At 46.9% G+C, this 23,137-nt stretch carries 21 protein-coding genes and 1 pseudogene; 14 read left to right on the top strand and 8 right to left on the bottom strand.

Annotation, left to right across the window (positions count from 1 at the left end):
- Window positions 1–327: 327 nt before the first annotated feature.
- Window positions 328–987 (top strand): hypothetical protein, encoded by a 660-nt coding sequence (locus tag IC229_RS24920; RefSeq protein ID WP_190890035.1) that lies wholly within the window; start codon window positions 328–330, stop codon window positions 985–987.
- A 103-nt stretch (window positions 988–1,090) separates the two neighbouring features.
- On the opposite strand, the gene IC229_RS36175 is transcribed toward IC229_RS24920, so the two are convergent.
- Entirely contained in the window at window positions 1,091–1,294 is a 204-nt protein-coding gene (locus tag IC229_RS36175; RefSeq protein ID WP_190890033.1) for a LuxR C-terminal-related transcriptional regulator, read from the bottom strand.
- 147 nt (window positions 1,295–1,441) lie between these two features.
- Window positions 1,442–2,689, bottom strand: coding sequence for an MFS transporter (locus IC229_RS24910; RefSeq protein WP_190890031.1), 1,248 nt, complete (start codon window positions 2,687–2,689; stop codon window positions 1,442–1,444).
- Between the two features lie 401 nt (window positions 2,690–3,090).
- On the opposite strand from IC229_RS24910, the gene IC229_RS24905 reads away from it, so the two are divergent.
- The 3 genes from IC229_RS24905 to IC229_RS24895 all read left to right on the top strand — a co-directional run bounded on the left by IC229_RS24905 (window position 3,091) and on the right by IC229_RS24895 (window position 5,724).
- Complete coding sequence (locus IC229_RS24905) at window positions 3,091–3,486, top strand: hypothetical protein (RefSeq protein ID WP_190890029.1); 396 nt, start codon at window positions 3,091–3,093, stop codon at window positions 3,484–3,486.
- Window positions 3,487–3,501: 15 nt separating this feature from the next.
- The gene (locus tag IC229_RS24900; RefSeq protein WP_190890028.1) at window positions 3,502–4,080 is read left to right on the top strand and encodes a hypothetical protein; all 579 of its coding nucleotides are present in this window, start codon (window positions 3,502–3,504) and stop codon (window positions 4,078–4,080) included.
- A 243-nt stretch (window positions 4,081–4,323) separates the two neighbouring features.
- Complete coding sequence (locus IC229_RS24895; protein ID WP_190890026.1) at window positions 4,324–5,724, top strand: hypothetical protein; 1,401 nt, start codon at window positions 4,324–4,326, stop codon at window positions 5,722–5,724.
- Window positions 5,725–5,979: 255 nt separating this feature from the next.
- Here IC229_RS24895 and IC229_RS24890 read toward each other — a convergent pair whose 3' ends face one another.
- The 5 genes from IC229_RS24890 to IC229_RS24875 form a co-directional block, all read right to left on the bottom strand.
- Complete coding sequence (locus IC229_RS24890) at window positions 5,980–7,056, bottom strand: glutaminyl-peptide cyclotransferase (RefSeq protein ID WP_190890024.1); 1,077 nt, start codon at window positions 7,054–7,056, stop codon at window positions 5,980–5,982.
- A 227-nt stretch (window positions 7,057–7,283) separates the two neighbouring features.
- On the bottom strand, window positions 7,284–7,856 hold the full coding sequence (locus IC229_RS24885) for a plasmid pRiA4b ORF-3 family protein (RefSeq protein WP_190890022.1): 573 nt from the start codon (window positions 7,854–7,856) through the stop codon (window positions 7,284–7,286).
- A gap of 102 nt (window positions 7,857–7,958) precedes the next feature.
- The gene (locus tag IC229_RS24880) at window positions 7,959–9,029 is read right to left on the bottom strand and encodes an ATP-binding protein (RefSeq protein WP_223834182.1); all 1,071 of its coding nucleotides are present in this window, start codon (window positions 9,027–9,029) and stop codon (window positions 7,959–7,961) included.
- Entirely contained in the window at window positions 8,977–9,288 is a 312-nt protein-coding gene (locus IC229_RS35440; protein WP_223834181.1) for an AlbA family DNA-binding domain-containing protein, read from the bottom strand. Before IC229_RS35440 ends, IC229_RS24880 begins: the two co-directional genes overlap by 53 nt.
- A 276-nt stretch (window positions 9,289–9,564) precedes the next feature.
- Window positions 9,565–11,034, bottom strand: a complete 1,470-nt coding sequence (locus IC229_RS24875; protein ID WP_190890020.1) for an alpha/beta fold hydrolase — start codon at window positions 11,032–11,034, stop codon at window positions 9,565–9,567.
- A 598-nt stretch (window positions 11,035–11,632) separates the two neighbouring features.
- Between IC229_RS24875 and IC229_RS24870 the strand changes: the two genes are divergently transcribed.
- Window positions 11,633–12,082 (top strand): helix-turn-helix domain-containing protein, encoded by a 450-nt coding sequence (locus tag IC229_RS24870; RefSeq protein ID WP_190890018.1) that lies wholly within the window; start codon window positions 11,633–11,635, stop codon window positions 12,080–12,082.
- A complete protein-coding gene (locus IC229_RS24865; protein ID WP_190890016.1) occupies window positions 12,079–12,648 on the top strand; it encodes a PIN domain-containing protein in 570 nt (189 codons plus the stop codon). The genes IC229_RS24870 and IC229_RS24865 overlap by 4 nt, the downstream gene beginning before the upstream one ends.
- A gap of 213 nt (window positions 12,649–12,861) precedes the next feature.
- Here IC229_RS24865 and IC229_RS24860 read toward each other — a convergent pair whose 3' ends face one another.
- Window positions 12,862–13,359, bottom strand: a complete 498-nt coding sequence (locus IC229_RS24860; protein WP_223834190.1) for a cupin domain-containing protein — start codon at window positions 13,357–13,359, stop codon at window positions 12,862–12,864.
- Between the two features lie 483 nt (window positions 13,360–13,842).
- Between IC229_RS24860 and IC229_RS24855 the strand changes: the two genes are divergently transcribed.
- The 8 genes and pseudogenes from IC229_RS24855 to IC229_RS24820 all read left to right on the top strand — a co-directional run bounded on the left by IC229_RS24855 (window position 13,843) and on the right by IC229_RS24820 (window position 22,972).
- Window positions 13,843–15,600, top strand: a complete 1,758-nt coding sequence (locus IC229_RS24855) for a tetratricopeptide repeat protein (RefSeq protein ID WP_190890012.1) — start codon at window positions 13,843–13,845, stop codon at window positions 15,598–15,600.
- Between the two features lie 190 nt (window positions 15,601–15,790).
- The gene (locus tag IC229_RS24850; protein ID WP_190890010.1) at window positions 15,791–15,964 is read left to right on the top strand and encodes a hypothetical protein; all 174 of its coding nucleotides are present in this window, start codon (window positions 15,791–15,793) and stop codon (window positions 15,962–15,964) included.
- A gap of 19 nt (window positions 15,965–15,983) precedes the next feature.
- Entirely contained in the window at window positions 15,984–16,169 is a 186-nt protein-coding gene (locus IC229_RS24845; protein ID WP_190890009.1) for a hypothetical protein, read from the top strand.
- 199 nt (window positions 16,170–16,368) lie between these two features.
- Complete coding sequence (locus tag IC229_RS24840; protein ID WP_190890007.1) at window positions 16,369–19,785, top strand: right-handed parallel beta-helix repeat-containing protein; 3,417 nt, start codon at window positions 16,369–16,371, stop codon at window positions 19,783–19,785.
- 309 nt (window positions 19,786–20,094) lie between these two features.
- Entirely contained in the window at window positions 20,095–20,529 is a 435-nt protein-coding gene (locus tag IC229_RS24835; RefSeq protein WP_190890005.1) for a response regulator, read from the top strand.
- Between the two features lie 57 nt (window positions 20,530–20,586).
- The gene (locus IC229_RS24830; protein WP_190890003.1) at window positions 20,587–20,943 is read left to right on the top strand and encodes a response regulator; all 357 of its coding nucleotides are present in this window, start codon (window positions 20,587–20,589) and stop codon (window positions 20,941–20,943) included.
- A 379-nt stretch (window positions 20,944–21,322) separates the two neighbouring features.
- Window positions 21,323–22,343, top strand: a pseudogene (locus tag IC229_RS36305) (IS701 family transposase).
- Between the two features lie 254 nt (window positions 22,344–22,597).
- A complete protein-coding gene (locus tag IC229_RS24820) occupies window positions 22,598–22,972 on the top strand; it encodes a WYL domain-containing protein (protein WP_190890001.1) in 375 nt (124 codons plus the stop codon).
- The last annotated feature ends 165 nt before the right edge of the window (window positions 22,973–23,137 follow it).

The following is a 23,137-nucleotide window of genomic DNA, read 5'->3' as shown; positions in this document are numbered from 1 at the left end:
GTTTGCCAAAGTACAAACCTCGGGCTAAATACCGTTTTACAAAATGCCCGTATAATAGACACGCTCTCGTCTCAACTGGGAGCGTTTTTGCGATGAAGGAAATCATAGGTTACAAAGGGTTGTAACGTCGCCATGAGTACCCAGATTAAATCATTTAACGGATAAAATGAACTTGAACATAACTTGAAAAAACTTGATGCGAAGTTGAACCCGTAAAAGCACACTGCTTCCCTCATCTTTGCCAATAACGTATTGTTGTGCCTAGCCAGATAGTAACGAAGTTACCCAAGGCCCGAACAGGGCATCTAAACAACAATCAATTGGACTATGAAAACGCTAAACACCGCTATTATAATTTGTTTATTCACCTCTCTTGGGTTTGGTCAAAAAATAAAACTCGTAACGGCCAACCACCTAATGCCCTTCAATACCGAGATAGCTGACGTGAAATTTAAAGGTAAAAACGCCTTGAAAGTGAAGGCAATCGAGGGGAATAAGTTGGCGATTGTCAAAATACCTACCTTTAATTTTGAGGATGGGATCATCGAATTTGACATGGCCTCTAACCGAGCTATCGATGCCCATCCGGACAATAGGGGGTTTGCCGGCATGGCCTTTCATTTGTCAGAGGACAATGACGCCTTTGATTGCATTTATCTACGAGCGACCAATGGCCGAGCCGAAAATCAGGTACAACGAAACCATACGGTACAATACTTCGCTTTACCTGATTTCCACTTTCCAACTCTGAGAGCGAAGTTCCCTGAAAAGTACGAAACCTATGTAGATGTCATTCCTGATGAATGGATACACCTAAAAATTGTGGTTGAACGTCGAATGGCAAAACTCTACGTAGCAGACCAAAGTCAACCCACGCTCATTGTGAGTGAATTGCTTAATAAAAAAACGTCAGGTGGTATTGCCTTATGGGTAGGTGGTGGTACTGATGCTTATTTTACCAATTTGACAATCACCAAACACAGGTAGTGATTGAAAAGGTCCGAACGCTTCGTCGTCTCAAAATGGAGCCTTTGCTGAGAATAAAGGAGACATGGTTTTTACTATCCTCCTTCTCATTGAATAGCATACACTAAAGGTATACGGACTTCGCTAACTTAATTAATCCAGCCTCATCCTTAAGCTCAAATAAGCTTATCATCAATTGCTGATGGCCCCCAATCGTACGGTTACTCAAAGATAGCCGATTAGAAATGGCGTCTACTGACAGATCGTCTGCCAGTAACCGTAAGATTTCTTTCTGTCGGTTGGATAATTTAGCCAGATCGTGATGCATCTCCATCTACTTTACTACCCCAATATACGATGTTAAAAGCGTACAAATCGCTTGACATCTAGCGAAAGTAAGCTGTTTCACAAATGAGGGTTGTGTGAGAATCAGCAAAAGAATTATTACAGAGCAATTAAATTTTGATTGGTTCCATTATGTTCCACTTTCAAACAGGGGAACCTTGACTACTTCCTCCAAATCGGATAATTGATGCAGGGCCAATATTGGAGAAAACCTGATCACTAGCAATTGCAGTAAGAAACCAACAGCAGAAAGCAATAAGCAGGCTTGTACGCTAAAAAGGCTAGCCGTTACTGCACCGAGTAATGCGCCGACTGGCCGGCAACCAAAAGTCGTTAACAGCATCACGCCCGAAACTCGGCCCAGCATAGGGATTGGGGTAACGGCTTGACGCAGAGAAGTCGTGGTGATCGACCAGATAACGGGCCCAGCGCCAAACAAAAAATAAGCGGCTCCTGGCAATAGGGGTTTTGTTGACCACATCGTCAACAGCATAAGTACTGACCCTAAGAACGCCGTGGTCGGTCCCAATAAAATCTGAAAGCCCAAGGGTAAATGCTTACTCAGGAAAGGGCTACCGATAGCCCCCGTAATCATGCCTATTCCATAGCCAGCCAATACCATCCCCAACACCTGGGCCGTAATGCCTAGATGGCTAATTGCCCAAAAAACAAAGACCGCTTGGAGAATAAACCAGGAAACACTAAATACCATACCGGTAACGATTATCGGGCGTAGAAATGAGTGGGTAAAGCAGAAGGCTACGGCCTCTTTAAGGCTGGCCCGCAAGGAACCGGAACTCTGTTTAACAGCAGTGCTGCTTAGGCCAGATAAAAGACTTATTGCTATCATCGAGCAGAGGGCAGCTAGTGCATAAGCAATCGGTGCCCGGGACCAACCGACAATAGCACCCCCAATGGCTGGCCCTCCAGCATAAGCAATGCTACGGGCCAATTCTAGCCAACGGTTGGCTATGGGCAACTCGCTTTTACTCACCAAGGTTGGTACCAGAGCTGGAGCCGCTACACTATAGCATACAGTCCCGATTACCCCCAAGAAACCTAGCATGGCGAGCCACCAATGCGTCATAGCGGATAAGGCAAGTAAAAGGATGATCAGCAAAAGAGAACACATCCGCATGGCTTCAGCCCCCACCATCAACTTTTTATGCGAATACTGATCAGCTAGCCATCCAGCCGGCAGGGAAAGCAACAGAAAAGGTAGTGTCTGCGCTGTTTGAAGCAGGCCGGTTCCGACGGCATTCTCTTTTAAAACCAATACGGCTACCAAAGGGGCGGCAGCCAGTGCCAGTTGTTCCGAGAATTGAGCGGATAAATTTGACCAAGCGAGCCTTTTGAATCCACCTTTTACTTTAGTCATTTGGGTATCTTCTGTAATGTTATACGATTACAAAAGAACGACAGCTAAATCGATCAGGAAACCCGGATCTTGCTGGTTTTACCAAAATGATCTTAATTGGTTGGTGCTTCGTTAAACGCCCGAACTTTAGATACACTATCGTCGCTTAAGGGAGCGACTAAGGAGATTGAGTGTGCAGGTAGTAATTTCGTTTCGTTTAATGAAAAGATGACAATAAGCCTCATCGATCCACCATGGAGGTTCGTAGCAATTTGGCAACTTCCCTTACCTACACGCCCGCTGACAGCCCGCTTCCAGACGGCTTTACGCAAGACTACCAGCGCAGCGACAACACATAGTTCAATTTGTAGTATATTCGACACCCAACCAATGATTCAGGGTCAGGGGTACCTACTCAACCTATGAAACGATCTAGCCTTACCCGTCTTTATCTCATCAGCCTAGGCTTCTGGCTGGTCAGCTGTCGAGAAGTGACCCTGTTGGACCGATCCTATCAGCGGCTCTACATCGACAATTTTACTACCCCTGTTCGCTCCCGATTAGCCGCTCGGGAGAAGTACCCAAGCAACATGACTCTTCGTATTACCGGTACAATTAATCGGCCCGTCGCCCTGTCGGTTTATTACTTAGAAGCGGGGCAGCCGCGTTACCCCGCTTTGCAGGATACTTTAGCTGCTGGAACCTACACCGATCGGCAGTTGAGCCAAGATTTTTACTCGCGGGAGGAAGTTGAGCTACAAGTCACGGGCTTTCCAGGAACCACGGGTTCGCTTACGATGGAATGGTACTGTCAATAATGTGTGGAACTTTCTATGAACCGGTTTATTTTACTGGCAACGGGCTTACTGATCTCGGGAGTACTTCGGGCGCAAAGCCCCCTCAAACGGTATTCAGCGCGCCTGGGTGTTGATCTGACGACTTTAGATGCGCCCGACGACATTAGTCCTCGTTACATTGCCCGCCTGGCCAGGCATCTTCGCCAGGACCGCATCATCATAGCCGCTGAAGCTGGGTACATGCGCATTACAACCACTAATCAACTCTTCAATGCCATTGATCCAGGCCCTAATCGGCGCGAGCGGTTCACTACAGAGCTAAGCGTGCTGGTCGATGCTTTATCTAGCTCGCATCACGCCTTGCGGCTAGGTGGGGGCCTATCGGCCTGGTACCGACGCGATGACCTTTACCGGGGGGCGAGCACCCTTGGTCGAGACAGTTACGCGATTGATCGGCGGCTACAACGTGGCTTGACCACTGGCTGGCACCTGGCGGCCGAATACGCTTGGCAGTTTGATGAGCGCTGGAGCGTGGATGGGCGCTTTCGGGTGAGTAGTCTTCAGGAAGCGGGTGTAAGTTCGGCCCTGGGTACGGGCATCAACTATCACTTCTAATCGATGATTAGCCAAATAATCCTTCTCTTAATAATCAGCGTTTTCACGAGACATGGAACAATAAGTGTACGAAACCGCCTAAATAGATAATTTTTACCCCGAAAATACCCCTATAAATCACCCGGCCGGGTGATTTCGCAACGTTCGAAGAATGAGTATTTTTACTAGGTCAAACCAGCATGGCTTTGTCATAAATCATAAGGTGCTTTTCCTCCATTTAAACCAAAAAAAAACGTATCAGCTATGAAACCTCTGTACAACCTTCTGCTGGCCCTGCTGCTGAGCACCCCACTCCTGGCGCAAACTAACTACGTCGCCACCGCACCGGCTTCGGCCACACCGGGCACTAAGAATGTGCTGGTGGGCATTCAGGCCGGTAACGCCACCATGACAGGAGACAGTAATACGTTTGTGGGCTTTCAGGCCGGCCAAGCCAATACGACGGGCGAGGGTAATATCTTTGTGGGCATTGGGACGGGAAGAAGTAACATAGGTGGGAGCTTCAACACCTTTTTAGGAAATAATGCTGGTCAGAAAAACACGAGTGGAAAGAATAACGCCTTTATTGGATCGGGGGCGGGTTTGAACAATAAAACGGGCGAGGGCAATGCGTTTATAGGCAATAATGCAGGTTTGAACAATACGACGGCAAGCTTTAATCTCTTTATAGGAAATGATGCAGGCAAAACCAATACAACGGGAAAGAATAACGCCTTTATTGGCTCGGGAGCGGGTTTCAGCAATACAACGGGCGAGGGCAATGCGTTTGTAGGTAATGATGCGGGTTTTAGCAATTTGGGAGGGGTCTTCAATGCCTTTGTGGGCAGGCGGGCGGGTAGAGCCAATACGAGCGGAAACGCCAATACGTTTATAGGCAATGACGCGGGTCAGAGCAATCAAACAGGAAGCGATAACAGCTTTGTGGGCTCGGGTGCGGGCCTCAATAACATCGTCGGCAAAAAAAACACGTATTTTGGCAATGATGCGGGCTTCAATAGCAATGGCGACAACAATTCCTTTTTCGGCATTCAGGCCGGCTCGACCAACACCACTGGCAGCAACAACACCATGCTGGGCTTCAACTCCCAACCCACCAGCGGTACGTTGCAGAACGCGGTGGCCATCGGGGCCAACGCCACCGTGGCCCGCAGCCACGCCATCGTTCTGGGCGATCCCACTAACACCAGCGTGGCGGTGGGCATCGGCACCGATTCACCCCAATTCCCACTGGATGTGCGGGGCATTATCAATTTGCGTAACAATGGCCGCATCAAGTTTGCTCACCTGTCCAATCCATTGTTCCAGGGCACGACTGACCAGTTTCTGACCGTCAACGAGCAGGGCGAGACGGTGCTGGCCCGTCATCGTCTACGTATCGACAATGTGAACCAGTGGAGTGACAAGGTCTTTTCGCCCACGTATCACTTGCTCTCGCTGGGGGATGTGGAGCGCTACGTTGGGGTGCATGGTCATTTGCCCAACGTACCCTCGGCTCAGGACGTCGTGAAGCAGGGCGTTGACCTGGTGAGAATGAATGCTACGTTGCTGGAGAAAGTGGAAGAGTTGACCCTATATAGTATTCAGCAACAAAAGCGTATTGACCAATTGGAACAACTCGTCAAGCAACTTCTGGAGAAGAAATAAACAGAATTGCACGATCAACCCCCTACAGCCCAGCTAACCACTGGGCTTCTTTTTGTGAGCGAGGGAAGTCTTTAGCTGCATTGGTCATAACCTTGGCTGACAGTATACACATCTCATTAAAAGCCCCAAATAATGAGCTGATATATGAATTTTCCTTCGCCTCACGTTGGAGCATTTTCTGAGAATATACCTTTGCCATTTTAATATCTGTCAAATTCTACTGATAGCATACAAGCTAGATTACGGCGGTAGGTATTAACGAAGTGCGATAGTGGTTTTCCCCTTATGTTTAAATAGGCCGTTTACTTTCAGCTTATACAGGGTAGGCCAATTTTTACCCGTTATATATAAAACAGCGTCTGGATCTCCATAAGCGATCCCGTTCAACACATTTTCTTTGGTATCTACTCCCGGCGGTAAAGCAGGGTCTATCCTCAATTCACCTACTACTTTACCCGACTTTAAATCAATTTGAACGATTCGGTTCGTTTTCCACACGTTCGCCAAAACGTACCCATCAATATACTCGAGTTCATTTAAGTTCATGACTGGGCCTTGGTTGTCATACACCATTAACTCCCCAGTCTGCTGAAAACTCGGCGTATAAAAAAATAATCGATTGGAGCCATCGCTAACGATCAACGTTGAATCCCGGTGCGTTAAGCCCCAGCCTTGGGTATGATACGTGTGGGTTTTCTGTAGGGTCATATCCATTGAATACTGGAAGCATTGCCCCGAAGTCCAAGTCAGTTGATAGATATGATTGTTTACGATCGTAATACCCTCTCCAAAGTAAGGAGCTGGTAAAGAGACAGATTGGAGCACGGAGCCTGTTAGTAAGTCTATTTTCATCAGCTTAGACTGCCCAACCTGTCCAGTCCCTTCGTAAAGGGCATCTTGATGAAATTCAAGCCCCTGTGTAAAACTGCTCGCCTGGTGGGGATACGTTTTCAGAACAGAATAGGAAAGTTTTTCTGGCTTAATATCTGACCAGATTTCAATCGAAAGAGTATCTATTAACTTTTCTTTATTGATAGTAAGCGCGTTTATTACTAGTTGATGTAAACCGACGCTTAAATCGACTGACTGAAGTGAGAAAAGGTTATTGACAGGAGATTGACTGATAGCAGGTTTACCATCCCAACTAGCAGTAACTTGACTTACTGGTTGATTTAGTCGAAACAGAATAGAATCACCAACCTGATAAGTTGATTTATCCAAGGCTACAAAATCAACTTTAGCCTCAGCTTCCTTGTTTCTCTTTTGTTGACAGGCTGAAACCCACAGGCTCACCAGGACTACACCGACAGCGCATTTAGCAACAAAATTCATAGGTACTATTAAGTCAGCCTTTTGCCTTTCTGAGGTTTAAAAGTCTACTAACAATAAAGTCATTTTTTTAAAAAATTCCTTTAAAGTCTGTTATAGGTTCCCTAAAGTACGAAACTTTTGGAAAGCGGACATTTCACAAAACGCCCCATTTATGAACAAGAGAATTGACGTCGTCTCAAGATGGAGCTTTTTGTGAGACGCTTATTTTTTGGCAATGAATGTCAATTCTAATCCGTTGATGAGTGAAATAGGGCTGTTAAGTGCTGGTTCACCTCTTGCCAGTCGAACGCCTTAGCATCATAGTCCCCGCCGAGCCATTCCAGCATTTCCTGCCGCTCGGGGTGTCCTTTATCATTTATAATGCGTAGCAACTCGTAGAAACCGGGAATTCCCCCACAGTCTTCGGGTGGACAGTTTAGCTTGCCACCTGTACACATAGGGTACCGTATAGCAGCATCAACAGGAAGCCATTTCTCCACCACAAGGGTATGCTCCCAACTATCCCCGAAATCATAGGTATAGCCAACCGTTTGAGTACCATTTGTCAGCACGCTTTCCAGGGTAACCGTTGTTTCGTCGATCAACTTTTCGCCGTAATCCATGTCAAACTCATCTAATGGCTGACCAATCCGTACTCCATCTGCGGTAAACTCGTGTAGATGCGAGTTGGTCCAGCCCATGGCGATTTGGATGACTTCATGCAGTGCGTCAAATGTACTCGTCTTTTCCACCAGTATGCGTCTCCAGATGAGTGGTTTGGTGCCACGCAGGCTGATTTTAACTTGAATGATGTTATCCATTAGGTAAGATAGAACAGAGCCATAGTCAATACATTGGATAGTTTGATGAACGCAATTGTGCAATTAATGTGCAATAGCTGTGCAATTTGTGCAATTGCTCTACTAACTTACTACATAATAAGAGCCTGCCCCTTTGGTGCCCTGCTGCTTGAGCCAACTCTGTTGAACCAGTTCTTTCAAGTCAGCACTAGCCGTGTTGCGCGAACAAGCATTGAGCCGCTGATAGTTAGCGTTCGTGATCCGTCCCTGCTGCTTGGCGTAAAGAACGCCTTTCATTTGTCGCTCATTCAACCCGGCTTGTCGTAACAACACTTCCTGATAGCGATCGGCAAAGAAGGTCACCCAGAATCCACCTTGTTTGTCTTCAAACAAAGGGTCCGGTAGCCCCCACGCCCGACATTCAGCAATCATCTTCAATGTACCACGACCCCAGGTTTCCACCAGACCGCCCCGAAACATGGCCATCGCCAGGGTAGGGTTACGCCGACGAGAGGAATGCGGCTGTTGCAGGTCAGCCAGAGTTAAGCCCTCAATTAACGAGCCTTCGTTGAAGAACACCAGTCGGTCATCATACACCCACACAAAGATAGGACCGCCAAAGTAGTCCTTGTGCATGATGGCGTTGAGCAAGGCCTCGCGAATGGCATCAGGTGGGTATGGCAACCGTTCCTGGCGATATAGGCCCTGATAGGAGACTAGGCCAGGTAGATACTTACTATCCAGCAGTTGTAGGGTGCGTTCGGCCAGCCGGAACCCATCGCCACTCAATTCATCCTGAAACTTCAAATCGGTGGCATCTTGGCCAAAGCGGCCGATCTTGATGTGAGCTCCTAAGATAAAGCGCATCGGGTGTTTGCCAAACAAGACTAATGCCGCTCGCTTCAATCCCCTTTCGCCGTCGGTTAGATTGAGATTGTCCAGGAAGGTTGACAAACCGGTCCGTAGCGGTTCATGTTGATCCAACCGCTGTCGTTCCATACCCCGTTGCTCAAAGGCTTGTATAGCTGCGGGATCAAGATCTTCCAATCTCGCTTTGGGTTCGACGACATCATCAAACGTCTTACCCAGGCGCTTGAGCAAAAACTGCTGCAAGGCGTTACCTTTGAGCACCTGCTTCGTACTACCGCTTCGTAGGTGATACTCCCCATGATAGATAGGCGACGGGCATCTCATAAGGTTGGGTAACAATCTCGATATAAGCCTGTCCTGCTTGCTCGCGCAGGTTTACGTCGGCGATGATGCCTAGTGCATTCTGAATCTTGTTAGGGAGATCTTCCAGCAGCCGTTTCGCATTATCAAGACCAACAACCTGCCCTTTATCATTGACACCAATCAACAACGTGCCGCCCTGCGCGTTGGCAAAACCGGCGATCCATTTGAGGTATTCCTCACGCCAGCTTTCTTTGTATTCAATGAATTGGTTTTCAGCCATAGTAAAGTGTAAAGATACACTTTATATGAGCATTGAGGAAAAGTGCATTACTAGCTATAATGGCTAATTTAGCGTAACATACTGAGAGCAAATGTCGAAGCGAGACGCCAGGCTATCACTATCTACGCCCAGTTTATAAAGCAGATACATGAATACCTCTTCGTCTCAGATTGGAGGGATTTGTGAGATTACAGTTGTTACATTTCTAGACAAATGGTACTTAGCTCCATGCTCAGTAAAAGGTAGCAAGTCCATTTTATTTTAATATGTACCGAATTAAAAGAACGAAACGAAACGGGGTTTGGGAAGGGGGATCGATCTTCTCGATGGTCCTAATTTTCTAAAAAATCGGATGATCTCTTTTTGAACCTCGGTATTGGGCAGCATGTCTTCATGCCCCGCATTTTCTACGCTTAGTTGCCGCGCCTTAGAAAACCAGGGGAGTAATTCGTCAACATTGGAAACAGGCGTATTGCTATCCAGTGTGCCGCTGATGAACAACGTCGGCAGGTCGCACTTGAAAAGTGTTCGAAACCCATCGCCAAGATCAATATGTTGCCATCCTCCATAGATATCCGGGGTGTTCACGCTGTTTCCCAGAACTGCGATTTTCCCTTGACTATTGATTTGGGCATATCTGTCGGAGGTCGCTCCCGATGCCTGACGCATGGCCGATATGCCTGAACCATATCGCCCGTTAAACTGATTGTAACGCCTTTCGACATACCGCTGGAGTATTCGGTAGTCTCCCTGCTGCATTCCATACAACATGGCCGGAAAGTAAATAAAGTCATTACTGTCGCCGGTATCTAACCTCAAAATAAGCTGAAGGCCAAATTTGCCGATGGGAACGTGGACAACCTTTTTAAATTGCTGGTCTTTTATAGGAATGACAATAGGATGTGCCTCCAGCTTTTTTAGCTGACTTTTCAACAGTGCCATCATGTCCGGTACGTAGCCATTAATCGCCGAATCCTGAGCCACCAAAGCGGAGATACGAACTAACTGGTTGTCATAGGTAAAGGGCAGGTGGTGCATGTGATTCGGTCCTGAGGTTCCAATGAGGACCATTTGGTCGATGCAGGAAGCATGTTCCCGCGCCAGGGCCAGGGCAAGATGAGTGCCGTAACTGTAAGCCAGTAAATTTAGTTTCTTAGTCTTCAAGGCAATCCTCAGGTCATTGAGGTCTTCGGCATTTTGAACCGTATTGTACCCTCTGATGTCGATTCCCATTTTTTTGAAATAGGCGAGTCCGGCAGCAGCAGCCTCTTTGTGAAGTTTTATAGCCCTTTTTTCATCCAGGAAAATAGTTTTGTTATCTGCGTCTGGTAACGGAAATCCCAAACTAGGCGTGGACCTGCCTGAGCCGCGCTGATCCAGCAAAATAATGTCATGATCGTCTTGGAGGTCAAAAATAAGCGCTTGGAAATAGTCTTCCTCAATGTAACTGATCCCCGATTGGCCGGGTCCGCCTGATAAAAATAAAATTGGAGAGTGTGTGGTTGGATTTTTGGCTTTCAACCTCACTACAGCGAGTTCAATGTCGCAGGTCCCAGTGACCTTCCGATTCTCAGGTACCTTCAGCAAACCGTACTCGTAAGCAACGCTGTCTCTATTGGAAAGTTTAAACGTCAATGCTTTAAAGGCAATAGTTTTAGCTGTCATTCCGACAGGTTGCGAATGAGCCAGCCCGATGCAACAAATCAATGTGCCGATCAGCGCATACATCATGCAATTGGCATTCATAAATTTCGAGGTTCAATCACGCTAAGCTCCTATCTATATTGTAATTTATTAGGAACAATTTTAGAATAGAGTTCTCAGAAAGGGTTTCCTACTGCTAAACGTGAATTTATATCCTATTTCACTATCTCTTTTAAAGCCCCAATTATGAGGCATAGATGGAATCGCCTTCGTCTCCGGTTGAGGAGCCTATTGTACGACGCTAGTGTATTAGTGATGTCTCGACTGAAAATAGCTGTGGATTTCGATAACAATCCACATGATCCACCTTACCGGGTTTAGTTTCCGAATTAGATTGCTAAGCTTCATTGGCCTAAGTTACCCAGTAGATGCCGGGTTTTATCGGTGGACAGAATTTGAAGCAACTTTTATTCACTAGAAGCTAGCATGTTCAATAGTCCCAAAAGAGCGAATTGTGAGACAGTAATTTTAATATCTGTCAACTCTGGTAAGTAGCATGCGGGCCAGCCACCGTCACGTTTTTCCAATATCGTTGGTTACTCGATTAATACTAAGCCTCCTACTAGAGGTGAAAGAGATCTCCTTGAACTTTGTTTCGTTTATTTCGTTTAATAACTTTGTACCTTAAGACGACAAGTAAATGGAAGCTGTGCTAGAGAAGCCTACCCTACACGAGCAACGCGTAGCACGTGAATCACTCTTTGGTTTTACCGCTGCCTTGGCGGAAAGAACTTCCGATAGCATAAATATCCAGATACAGGAAAGCCAGCAATCGTTTACCATTCCCACCAAAGCTCTCGCATTGCTTTCTTTCATCCTTTCCAGCATGGCGGAGGGAAAGGCCATTTCGCTGGTGCCCTCTGATGCGGAACTTACCACCCAGCAGGCCGCAGATTTGCTCAATGTGTCTAGACCACATATTGTCAAACTGCTAGAAGAAGGCGCGATTCCCTTTAAGAAGGTAGGGAGCCATCGCCGAATCTTGCTCGATGACTTATTCACTTATGCAGATCAGCACAAATCGAACAGGAAAGCGAACCTGCGGTTCTTAGCTGAGCAAGCCCAAGACCTGAACTTGGGTTACGAATGATCCATTCGGCTAAGTTTGTTGCCTTACTGGATGCTTGCGTTCTCTACCCGGCACCGATTCGAGACCTGTTGCTAAACTTAGCGGATGTCGAGTTGTATAGCCCTAAGTGGACAGATCGAATTCATCAGGAATGGACCCGGAATCTGCTATTGAACAGACCTGAACTAACGGCTGAACAGTTGGAACGGAGCACTCAGGCCATGAACAACGCCTTTCCCGATGCAAACGTTGTCCACTACGAAGCGTTGATTGACTCCCTGGCACTATCTGACCCGGATGATCGCCATGTACTAGCTGCAGCGATTCGTTGTCAGGCTGATGTCCTTGTGACGGCGAATCTAAAGGACTTCCCTAGTGCCATACTAAGCCTTTTCGATCTCGAAGCCCAGCACCCTGACGAGTTCATTGCCAACCTGATTGATCTAGATTCGAGAAGAGCCCTGATGGCCTTTGACCAACAAGTATCCTACTTGAAGAAGCCACCCATGACACCACAACAAGTCTTGGAGAACTTCAAAAAAGTAGGTCTCAGCGTAACAGCTGACCGATTAAATAGCTTGCTGTAAAGCCAGGATCTTCTCCATTACCTCTGTTGCTTGAACACGGATTCATATGCCGTTAACCAATGGCTTATAAGCATTTGATAATCAAAGCTGCATATTCATGAAAGTTTCTCTGTCTCATGTAGGAGCGTTTCAGGAGACGATAAAGTTTTTAGTTACTGAAGTCAGGTCTGCACTTAACAGAATCGCCTACTAGCGGGCTGATCACCCCAGCCTCTAATACTGTAATCCGAAAACCTTGGCTACCCAACCCAGCGCTTTGATGGCCACATCAGGCGGGCTTTTAGCAATAATCTCGGATCGATACTTGTTCATCAGAACACTCATATACAGCACCGTTCGTAGATTCATCTTAAACCGTTTCCGACCCTGATCGGTAAGCTTATCGAGTACTTTACTGACATCCTCAAAATAGTTTTCCATCTTCAAGGCAGGCTGATGCGTATTCAAGACGCGTACGATCTTATCGGTCGGGTTGCGAAAACAGTGGGTAACCCCTTTGGGAACCGAGAGGTGGTCTCCCTGGCTGGCGGCAATCCACCGATCCTTGATAAAGAACTCCATGTCACCCTCCAACACCTCATAGGTTTCGATGGCATCGGGGTGGACATGCACCAAGGGGTCCTTCATGTTACAACCCGGCAACAATTCCCAGTGAAGATCTAAGGACTTGCCTAGGGTGTCGGCACTGGCTTGTAAGACAGTAAACTTCATACCGACGGGGGTCATATCCAAGATTTGTCCTTTGGTAGCCATGCTGAGGTTAAGGGTTTAAGTTGGTGAATGTAAGCATTGAGTGATTAAAACCCCAGTTGCTTCCATCCATACTCTTGTGCTTTCCCGCTAGTTTATTATTCTTTTAACCGTCCCATTTTTGGAGCAGATACATGAATACTCTGTCGTCTCAGGAGGGAGCATTTCGTGAGACTCCTTTAACTGCTAATTGAAAACCATGTTGAGTAAGTAATCGATCAGGTTTACTCTACACTTATCCAGTAATAATTTTTTAAATGTATAACTGTATTTCCATTCAATAAATCAACTCTCTTTTTGCTGACCTGAGTAAATCTTAACTAAAAAGCAGTTCGTAATTTAGCCTCGAGGGTAAGCAATCATTCGGCGATTGGCCGTTAAATCTGGTTCTTAACTCTATTGTAGTTGGTTTAATAAATTGGTATGCTGCTCACTTCTTGGTTTATGAAAATCAGTGATCACGGGCGGCTGCCTGCTAACCGGTGCTTCTGGTCGGTCAGCATTATTCTGATCGGCTGGTTGTGGGTTTCCGATGTGCAGGCTCAGATTCGGGTGAAGGAGTTGTTTACACTACCGTCCGACCAGCGCATTGTCAACCTTATTGCCCGGCCTATATTTAACTTGTCCGATTCGCTGGGTACGACTAATTCCATCGACAGTATCATAGCCTTAGCTAAAAACGAGTCCGATCAGCCCCTGTATTGGTATGCTCACATCGTCAGGCTTCGGTTTCAACTATCCTTTCATGTTGATCGGAAGAACAAAGCAGAGTTAGCCAGCGGTATTCACATTCTGGAAACGTATCGCCGATCGCTGGAAAATTGTCCGTTACCCATCACTACGGCTGGTTACTGGCATATATATGGTTCGTTTTTAATTGATCACCTTCAACTTGACGAGGGGTTTCGGTACATGCTACGTGCCATGCAACGCTTCGAACAGATTGGCTATGACAAGGATCCTCAGGGGTTCGAACACCTCTATGGAATTGGCACCATTTATTATCGATTTGGTGATTATCCGACGGCCATTCGGTATTTGTCACTTGCCGAACGCTATCAGCCCCGCTTGCCGATGCGGTTGCGTACTGCCGCCTTAAACACGTTGGGTGTTGCTTATCAGGAATTAAAAGCATACGATAAAGCGCTGATCACTTTTCGCAAAGCGCTGAACCAGGCCCGATTGAATCAGGACAGCGCGTATCTAAGCGTGGTAACGGGCAATATTGGCAATACGTTACGTCTACAGGGGAGAACCCGCCAGGCTTTACCGTACCTATACCAGGATTTGGCCTTTGGCGAATCAATCGTGCCGGAAAACTGCGCCATTACGTGTCTTTTCATTGCTAAAGCGCTCCTGAGCCTCGATAGTACCAGGAAGGCCCATGATTACATCTCCCGCTCCCGCCGACTGATGGCCGGCCAGCTTGTTCGTAATGAATACTACGTCAATTACAGCGAAGTTCAGGCCCTCTATGCCCGCAAAACCGGCAACCTGCAGCAGGCACTGTTTTGGACCGACTCGACAACCCGCCTGACCGATAGCCTTCGGACGATCTTTGACAGTAAACGGCTGACAGCCAACGAAAGTCGCCTGAATGCTCAGCGTTATCTGGCGACGCTCCAACATGTAAAAGCTCAGAAAGAGCAGGCGGAGTTGATTCGGAACCTGAGCATAGGAGCCCTATTACTATTGACCATTCTGGGCGTGTATGCGCTCAATCAGAATCGCCAGAAATTACGACTTCAGGAGAAGCGACAGGCTGAGCAACTGGCTCACGCTACCGATCAACTCACACAATACATCAACAGCCTCCAGGATAAAAACGAGCTAATTGATCAGATTTCGGCTGAACTGGCACTGGCCCTTCGGTCGAGTTCGAACCCACCGGAGGCCGATCAACACCTGGATACGCTTCGTAACAGTGTTATTCTGACCGAGAAAGACTGGCTGCAATTTCGGCATCTGTTTGAGCAGGTTCATCCTCGCTTTTTCGAAACGCTACGTCAGCAGGTGGCCGATCTGTCACCGACGGAGCTGCGGCTGCTGGCTCTGACCAAGTTGGGTTTACCAACCAAAGAAATGGCGTATATGCTGGGAGTTTCGGTAGATGCCATTCGGAAATCCCGCCATCGGCTGCGCAAGAAGCTGGAACACCAAAGCCCCAACACGGCCCTTGAGGAGTTACTAGCCCGTTTGTAGGCCAGGATAACTGCTACGTTTCTTGATTTTTGCTGAAAAACAATCTACTCATAGTCAGCAGGTTAATGGGTATGTCCAAAGTATGTCCATACCCATGTCCATACCTTGTCTAAGGCTCCTGTTTGGACGTAGCAGATAAGCTCACCTGTTTTGTTGTGTCGGACGTAACGGAATACTCCGGCCCGAATCAATGTCCATTCAATCCTCTTTCTGGAGCAATCCGCCACTACGTCGGTGGACTTTGCAACTACTTGGCCTCTTACTGGCTGCTGGCTTGCTGTGCATGAGTATCTGGTTATTCTATGGCTACAAAATTCGGCAGTTGGAGCAGCAACAAAACGAACTTATCAAGCCAAATCAATAACTAAACTCAACTCATAGTTATGCTACGTTCTATACCCGTTTGGTTTGGTATGTCTACCGATGCTCGTTTCAACGGTCGGGCATGCCTCTGGTGTTTTTGTTTACTAGTACTGATTTGTTTATCAAGCTATCTCCGGGTTCAAACCATCTGCTACGTTACCATCAGTGGTTCAGATAATGGCAACAGTGGGAGCCTGTCTCCGTAGTAGAGCGGGTTAGTCTGCCAGCCAGTTCTATTGTTCTTTCTGCTCTCAGAACGAGCGGTAGACTAAACGACGACAGACCATCCCGCTGCTAGTGATTCAGCTGCCCCATAAGCGACCCTGGCTACTTTTAAAGGCAGGATTGAAAACTGAATAATTCAGATTTTATATAAACCCAAATACTACGTTATCGACTCAACCCATGGCTAACCGTTTACGATTCACGTTTTTCAGCGCTGTACTTCTTCTACTTATTCACCAGGCAACCGCTCAACAAGTGGCCTATATTCTCTACGTTACGCCAAACGGAGCTGGTGTTAAAAACGGTACCAGTTGGGGTAATGCCTTCGATGGAACCCAACTTCAGGTGGCCATCAACAGCGCAGCCGCCTTTGTAGCGGCTAATCCAAGTTATGGCGCTATGGTTTGGGTGGCCGCTGGTACATATAAACCCACGACTGGACTTTTACGCAACTACGCCCTTAATCTAACAAATAAAGTGGCCGTATATGGAGGTTTCGTTGGAACAGAAACTTCCCTTGCACAGCGGCCAAACCCTACTTCACCCCGTCCCACCGCTATTCTTTCGGGTGACATTGGCCTGCCGGGTAATGCTTCGGATAACACCTATACTATTTTGTATAATCAGAACCTGGATTCGACGGCTGTGCTGGATGGCTTTGTGATAACGGGTGGCCGAAGTCTGGATGCCGGATCGAATCAGTCGGGAGCAGGTATGGCTAACATCAACAGTTCGCCTACCGTTCGCAATTGTTTTTTTGAAGACAATGCATCCGCGCTCGGCGGATCGGCTATGCTGAACCTGCAAAACAGCAGTCCGACCATTACAAACTGTCGGTTTTCCAACAACCTCGCGACAACTAGCGCCCAGGGGGAAGCCGGGCATGGGGCCGCTATGCTGAATGCAGCAGGAAGTAACCCACGAATTACGGGATGTTCCTTCGTCAACAATCAAGCGCCATACGGGGCTGCGATCGCTACTTCAGAGGCTAATCCTACCCTCGAAAACTGCACGTTTAGCAATAACGTGGCAACGGCGGGCGGAGGGGCCCTATACCTGGATCGCAGTCAAACATCGTTGATGTCCTGCACACTTACCAGTAATCAGGCTCCTCTGGGCGGAGGCATCTACGGGGACGTATCGGGTATACTAAGTATGACGCATTGTTCGCTAAACAACAACAAAGCCAGTGATAAGGGAGGTGCCGTCTGGAGCCGGGTAATTGTAAAGGCAACAAACAGTGTGTTCGAGTCGAATACGGCAACGACCGGGGGAGGTCTATATGTGCAGGGCAATTTTACAATTTCCGTAAATCTAACGAACTGTCTGCTTCTCAATAACAAAGCCACAAGCCAGGGAGGGGCAGTTTATCAGTCAACAACATCCAGTCTGACAGTGATGAACTGTACGTTAAGCAAAAATGCCCCTAATGCATTATTCGTTGAGGAATCAAATTCTTCTTATACAGGTATTACAAACAGTATTCTCTGGGGCAATGTGCCAACTCAGCTCACTTTTTCAACCGAAATACCTAGCCTAAGAAACACGCTCATCGATCAGGATGGGTTTGCGGGAACGAATGGCAACATTCGGGTTGATCCTCTTTTTCAGGTAAATCCACCATCGGGTACATTGCCCCTCCAATTATGTTCTCCCGCCATCGACGCTGGGAATAATAATCTCTACAATATTCTTTCTGGAGGCCCGTCTACTGACCTTAGCGGTAATCCGCGTTTTATGGGCAACGGAACGATTGATCTGGGCGCATTCGAACAGCAAAACACACCGATGCCCGTAGCCATCACGCGTCAGCCGCCAACTGGAGGCACCTTCTGCGAAGGACGTAATCTCACCCTTTTAGTCAGCACGACCGGCACCGTTGCCGCTTACCAGTGGTTTAAGGATAACGCCCCACTCACCAGTCCCGCTTCGGCCACGACGGCGGCCCTGAATCTGACTAATCTAACCACTGCTCAACAGGGCAACTACTTGGTACGTATCACGGCTGCCTGCACAAGCCAATCGGTGGTTTCTACGTCTTATAACCTTGTCGTTAACTCCAGCCAGCCCGCCACCCGTTTTGTGACCCAAACTGGAGCTGGTAATCAGTCTGGTACCAGTTGGAGTAATGCCCTATCTGCTACCAGCCTTCAACCAGCGCTGGCTTCTGCGTGCCCCAGTACGACTATATTGGTAGCTTCCGGGCTTTATAAACCGACTACTGGCACGGACCGTGCTATTAGCTTCAGCCTGCCCCCGGGCGTACAACTTTATGGTGGCTTTTCCGGTAATGAAGCCAACCTGACCCAGCGGCAACTCAGTTATCCATCTTCCACCACACTCTCGGGTGATATTGGGGTAGCTAATAATGCGACGGATAATAGCTTTCACGTCTTCTATAATATAAGTTCAAACAGTAGTTCCCGACTCGACGGAGTAGTTATCACCAATGGGAATGCCAATAATGCTACGTCACCCCATTCAACAGGTGGAGGCATATATAATGGTTCAGTTAGTCCTACCGTTAGTAACTGCCTTTTTGTATCCAATCAGGCTACCCTGGGGGGAGCAATTTTCAATGAAGGGCTGTCTGGAGGTAGTGCCAGTCCCCTGCTTATTAATTGTGCGCTAGTTTATAACTCATCTACGCAGGCAGGCGGGGCACTTTGCAACTTTGGTCTGCCAGGCACAGCTACACCTACACTTATCAACTGCTCGTTGATTGGAAATACCTCGGGCAATAATACAGGTAATGCCATTTTTAGTGTGAGCACTCAGGGGGCTAACTCGCCCCAATTGGCCAATTGTGTGCTGTTTGGCAACGGCAGCCCCGGCTCTGCTATCGCTAACAGCAATGTTATACTAACGGCTCGCTACTGTCTATTCGAAACCGATATAAATGGCTATAGTGGCACTAACAACCTAACTACTGCTACGTCCCCTTTTATCAGTACCAGTAGTGTAGCTTTATATGCGTGTTCACCAGCTATCAACACCGGTGACCCGACTAGCTCCACTACGTCCATTGGGCCATACTCTGTATCAGCTCTACCAGCCGTCGATCTGGCGGGTAATGCACGTATCATCGGTGGACGAGTCGATGTGGGTGCCATTGAGTTTCAGTCTGCACCTGGTTCACCAGTGGCTATTGTTCAGCAGCCCACTTCGATCACCAGTTGTGCGGGCAGTAACGTAACAATTCCTTTGAGTGTGAGTGGTACTGGTCCCTTTAGTTATCAGTTTTACCGACATGGAACACCCGTAGGCTCAGTTCAGAGCAGTCCATTGCTGAGCAATCTACAGCCTGGTAATGCTGGGAGTTATCAGATCGCCGTCAGCGGTTCCTGTACTAGTATGACTACTGTGGCCTTCAACGTAACGGTCAATAACAATACGTTTACACTTAAAAGTGGCAACTGGACAGATACCAGTGTGTGGTCGTGCGGTCGTATACCGGTCAGCACGGACGTAGTGACGCTACATCATGCGGTGAGTTTGCCAGCTAGTTATCAAGGCTCAGCTTTACGGGTAATTTATTCGCATGGCGGTCGTTTGTTGTTGGGAGCTACCAGTCAGTTGCGGTTGGGTGGAAATTAGAGGAGTTGCCTCGCATGTTATGAACTCTAGTTTTGGGTAATGGCATGGGAATAAACCCATCCCTAACTACACGCCGATTCTCAGGCTTCTAAAACGCCCTAATAATGAAACAGACACATGAATGCTCCTTCGTCTTACATAGGAGCGTATTGATATATTATAACTAGTGTTAACGGGTAAATAGTGCAACTGAGTTAGCAAAAGTTAGCCTCCCTGAAACTAAAATTATCAACACGGAGTATATATAGCGCCTTGTTCTCCGATTAGAAAATAGGTCATCGCTACGCCGACTTTTAGCTACATCCCTATATGCAATCTGATAAACCTATTTTGATCTTACTAGTCGATGATGAACCACCAGTTATTGATATTCTAAGTCGAGTTGGTCAGCAACTTTTCCCCGAAGCTCAATTTGTTAGCGTTGAATCGCCACAGGAAACTCTTGAGTTGTTGGCTGATGAGTCACGTCAACAACCACAATTGATTTTGCTAGATATCGACCTGCATCAATCGGTTGATGGCATTGAATTGATTCCCAAAATTAGTTCGATCACTAAAAAACACGTACCAATTGTGATGTTCAGCAGCTCAGTTTCTGACTCGAATGTCCAACGTTCTTATAAGGCTGGAGCGGTGGCCTATACCCAAAAGCCCGAGGATATGGAGGGGTGGCGCAACTATGTAGCTATTCTGAAACGGTTCTGGTATGAAACCAGCAGACTTCCCAGAAAGTCAGAAGATTGATTGCCTTAATCAGTCTATTCTACACGAAAATAAATACAGCATTAAAAAGGCAGTTTGATGTTTTTGATTATCCTTATTGATGACGATCTTAATCTACTGGCTATTGTTGAGCGAGCCGCAAGGTTAGCCTTCCCAGAGGCCAGTTTCAAGCAAATCACTACCGTTCAGGAAGCAAAAGGCTATTTCACCAACCACGATAATGAGCTACCTAAACTGATTCTGCTAGATGTTGGATTGCCTGATAAAGAGGCCGGAAATGAATTACTGATGACGTTACGCAGTAATGAGCGAACACACATGATGCTGGTTCTCATGCTGACTTATAATGAGGCCAATTCGGTGGTTAAAGAATTCTATAATTCGACTCTTACGCACTTTATGTGGTTTGATTGCCTGAATGACCTGATTTGTTGATTTTAGTGTTCTGCTTAAAGGAACACTCAGCTTCCATCACACCGGCGATCCGATTACAGTTTATCTTCTAAACTGCCAAATCATAAACTGTCAACCTGTTCAAGAGAGATATACCCTAATCGCCTACTTAATCACCATGCCGACTAACTGTCCAAATTGTCGACAGTTTCAATGTTCAAAAAGAGGGGCGGGTAACCCGGTTAAAGCTCATTGGGGGTAGATGTGGGGGCGAGCTAAACCAGATCTTGTACGGCAACCAGTACTCTATCGATGTTGAGGCATACAAAGAGCATTAGAGGGAATAATTAGGGATAAATCACAATAATAAAGTAATATTCTAGGACTTTCGCTTAAGGGCCAAATTTGAGAGTTTAGCTCTATGATTGCAAAACAGGAATATATCGAGTACCTGCTTGGTACGCCTTTCAATTACACTTGCACTAACATGGCTGACCATAAACCCAATCTGAGTCACGACGTGGTCAGTGATTTCCTCCGCCCGGAACGTTTCACACCTGCTGATTTATGGGCCATTGTTCAGCCCTACATCAACGATGGTGAGACCGCATCGGTGCTGGTTGATGATAGTGTTCAGGACAAACGATACTCCCATTTTATCGACTTGGTTAAAAAACAATATTCTGGTAATGAGCATGGTACAGTTAAAGGCATCGGCTTAGTCAACTTCATCCACACGGCGGGTAACGACGAACCTCATTGGCCTATTGACTACCGCATCTTCCATCCCGAAACGGATGGCAAGACCAAGAACGATCATTTCCAGGAGATGTTTAAGCGGCTCAGCACCCATAAACAGCTTAAAGCCAGACGGATTTTATTCGACTCTTGGTAGGCATCAGTTGATCATCTCAAACTGATTCATCGTTCCGGTTGGGCTCTCTTCACCACACTGAAGAGCAACCGGCTGGTGAGTCTGCATCGAGATAGGGGTTATCAGCACTTAGACACCTTATTTTTCACTGAACAAACCCTGACGACAGGGCTAATAGTCAAGCTGAAAGAGGTTCCTTTCCAGGTAAAGTTGTTCAAGCTGGTTGCCCCAAACGGCGACATTGACTGGGTCATCACCGCTCGGGCGGCCCCGCAATGACCTAGACGCATCTGTAAATCGGTTTGTCGCTGAATTAGCTAACGACACCCGCTGGCAGATCGAGACGTTCCATCGGAGCTTCAAGCAGTTAACTGGCTCGGAACGGTGTCAATGCCGCAAGGCTCGTTCGCAGCGTAATCACTTGGCGTGTTGTTATCAGGCCTGAGTTGCTTTACAAGTGAAGGCCCGACAAGTAGGCCAAACCATCTATCAATTGCGGACGGGGTTGTTCTCTGACTACTTGAGGGGAGCGTTAGCCAAGCCCCGAATTCAAGCAATCACCCTCTAAGCGAAAGTCCTATACTCATTGTTACCAGACAAATTTTTATACTGCTTTGCTCAATAAGGTATACTTATTGTAACAAGACTCTGTAGTAGCCGTAGTTTCTTATTTGTGGTTACTATTATTGATGTACTATACAAACTAGTAGTCAAATCAGTAAATATATCTCACTTATTATACAAATACTATCAATTGGCATACTTTATGTGAGCCGTTTACACGGCTTTTACCCTCTTTCAACAAGTTTTAAAATGTATGCAATGAAATTTATACAGCAAGATAATCTGTTAAGAACCATTGAATCCGCAATTGCCAATCAGCAGGTTATTCAGATGAAATTAGGGAGTACGTGGCGAACGATTGAACCGTATCAAATAGGACCACAGAAAGGAATAGAACAATCCATCAGCGTGTATGGGTACTGCCGCGACATTGTGGCCGATGCGCGGACTCCCAGTCGGTGGCAGCTTTTTCGCGTTGATGATATTGACGTAGTGGAATTGACGAATTACTCGTTCCAGCCGCATATTGATTACACGGGTAAAGAAGAATTGCTTCAATCAACTTTTTGCCAGTTACGCTTGAACAAAGGCAAGTTGAAAAATAGTTATAAACAAAAAAGTCCGGTCAGATAATCGGCCGGACTTTCCTAAAAATGTAACAAATGTTTAACATTTGGACGGGAAGAGTTAAACTAGGTCACAATTTTTCAAAAATTTTACAAGCGTCTTAACCGCCATTGGCCGGAACTGACATTATTTCGAAATAATGTCAGTTCCGGCCAATGGCGGTTAAGACGC

The sequence above is a fragment of the Spirosoma profusum genome (assembly GCF_014699005.1).
In the GTDB taxonomy this organism is placed as follows: domain Bacteria; phylum Bacteroidota; class Bacteroidia; order Cytophagales; family Spirosomataceae; genus Spirosoma; species Spirosoma profusum.
Note: the sequence above shows the minus strand (reverse complement) of the source record. Positions and strands in the feature narration are given on the sequence as shown.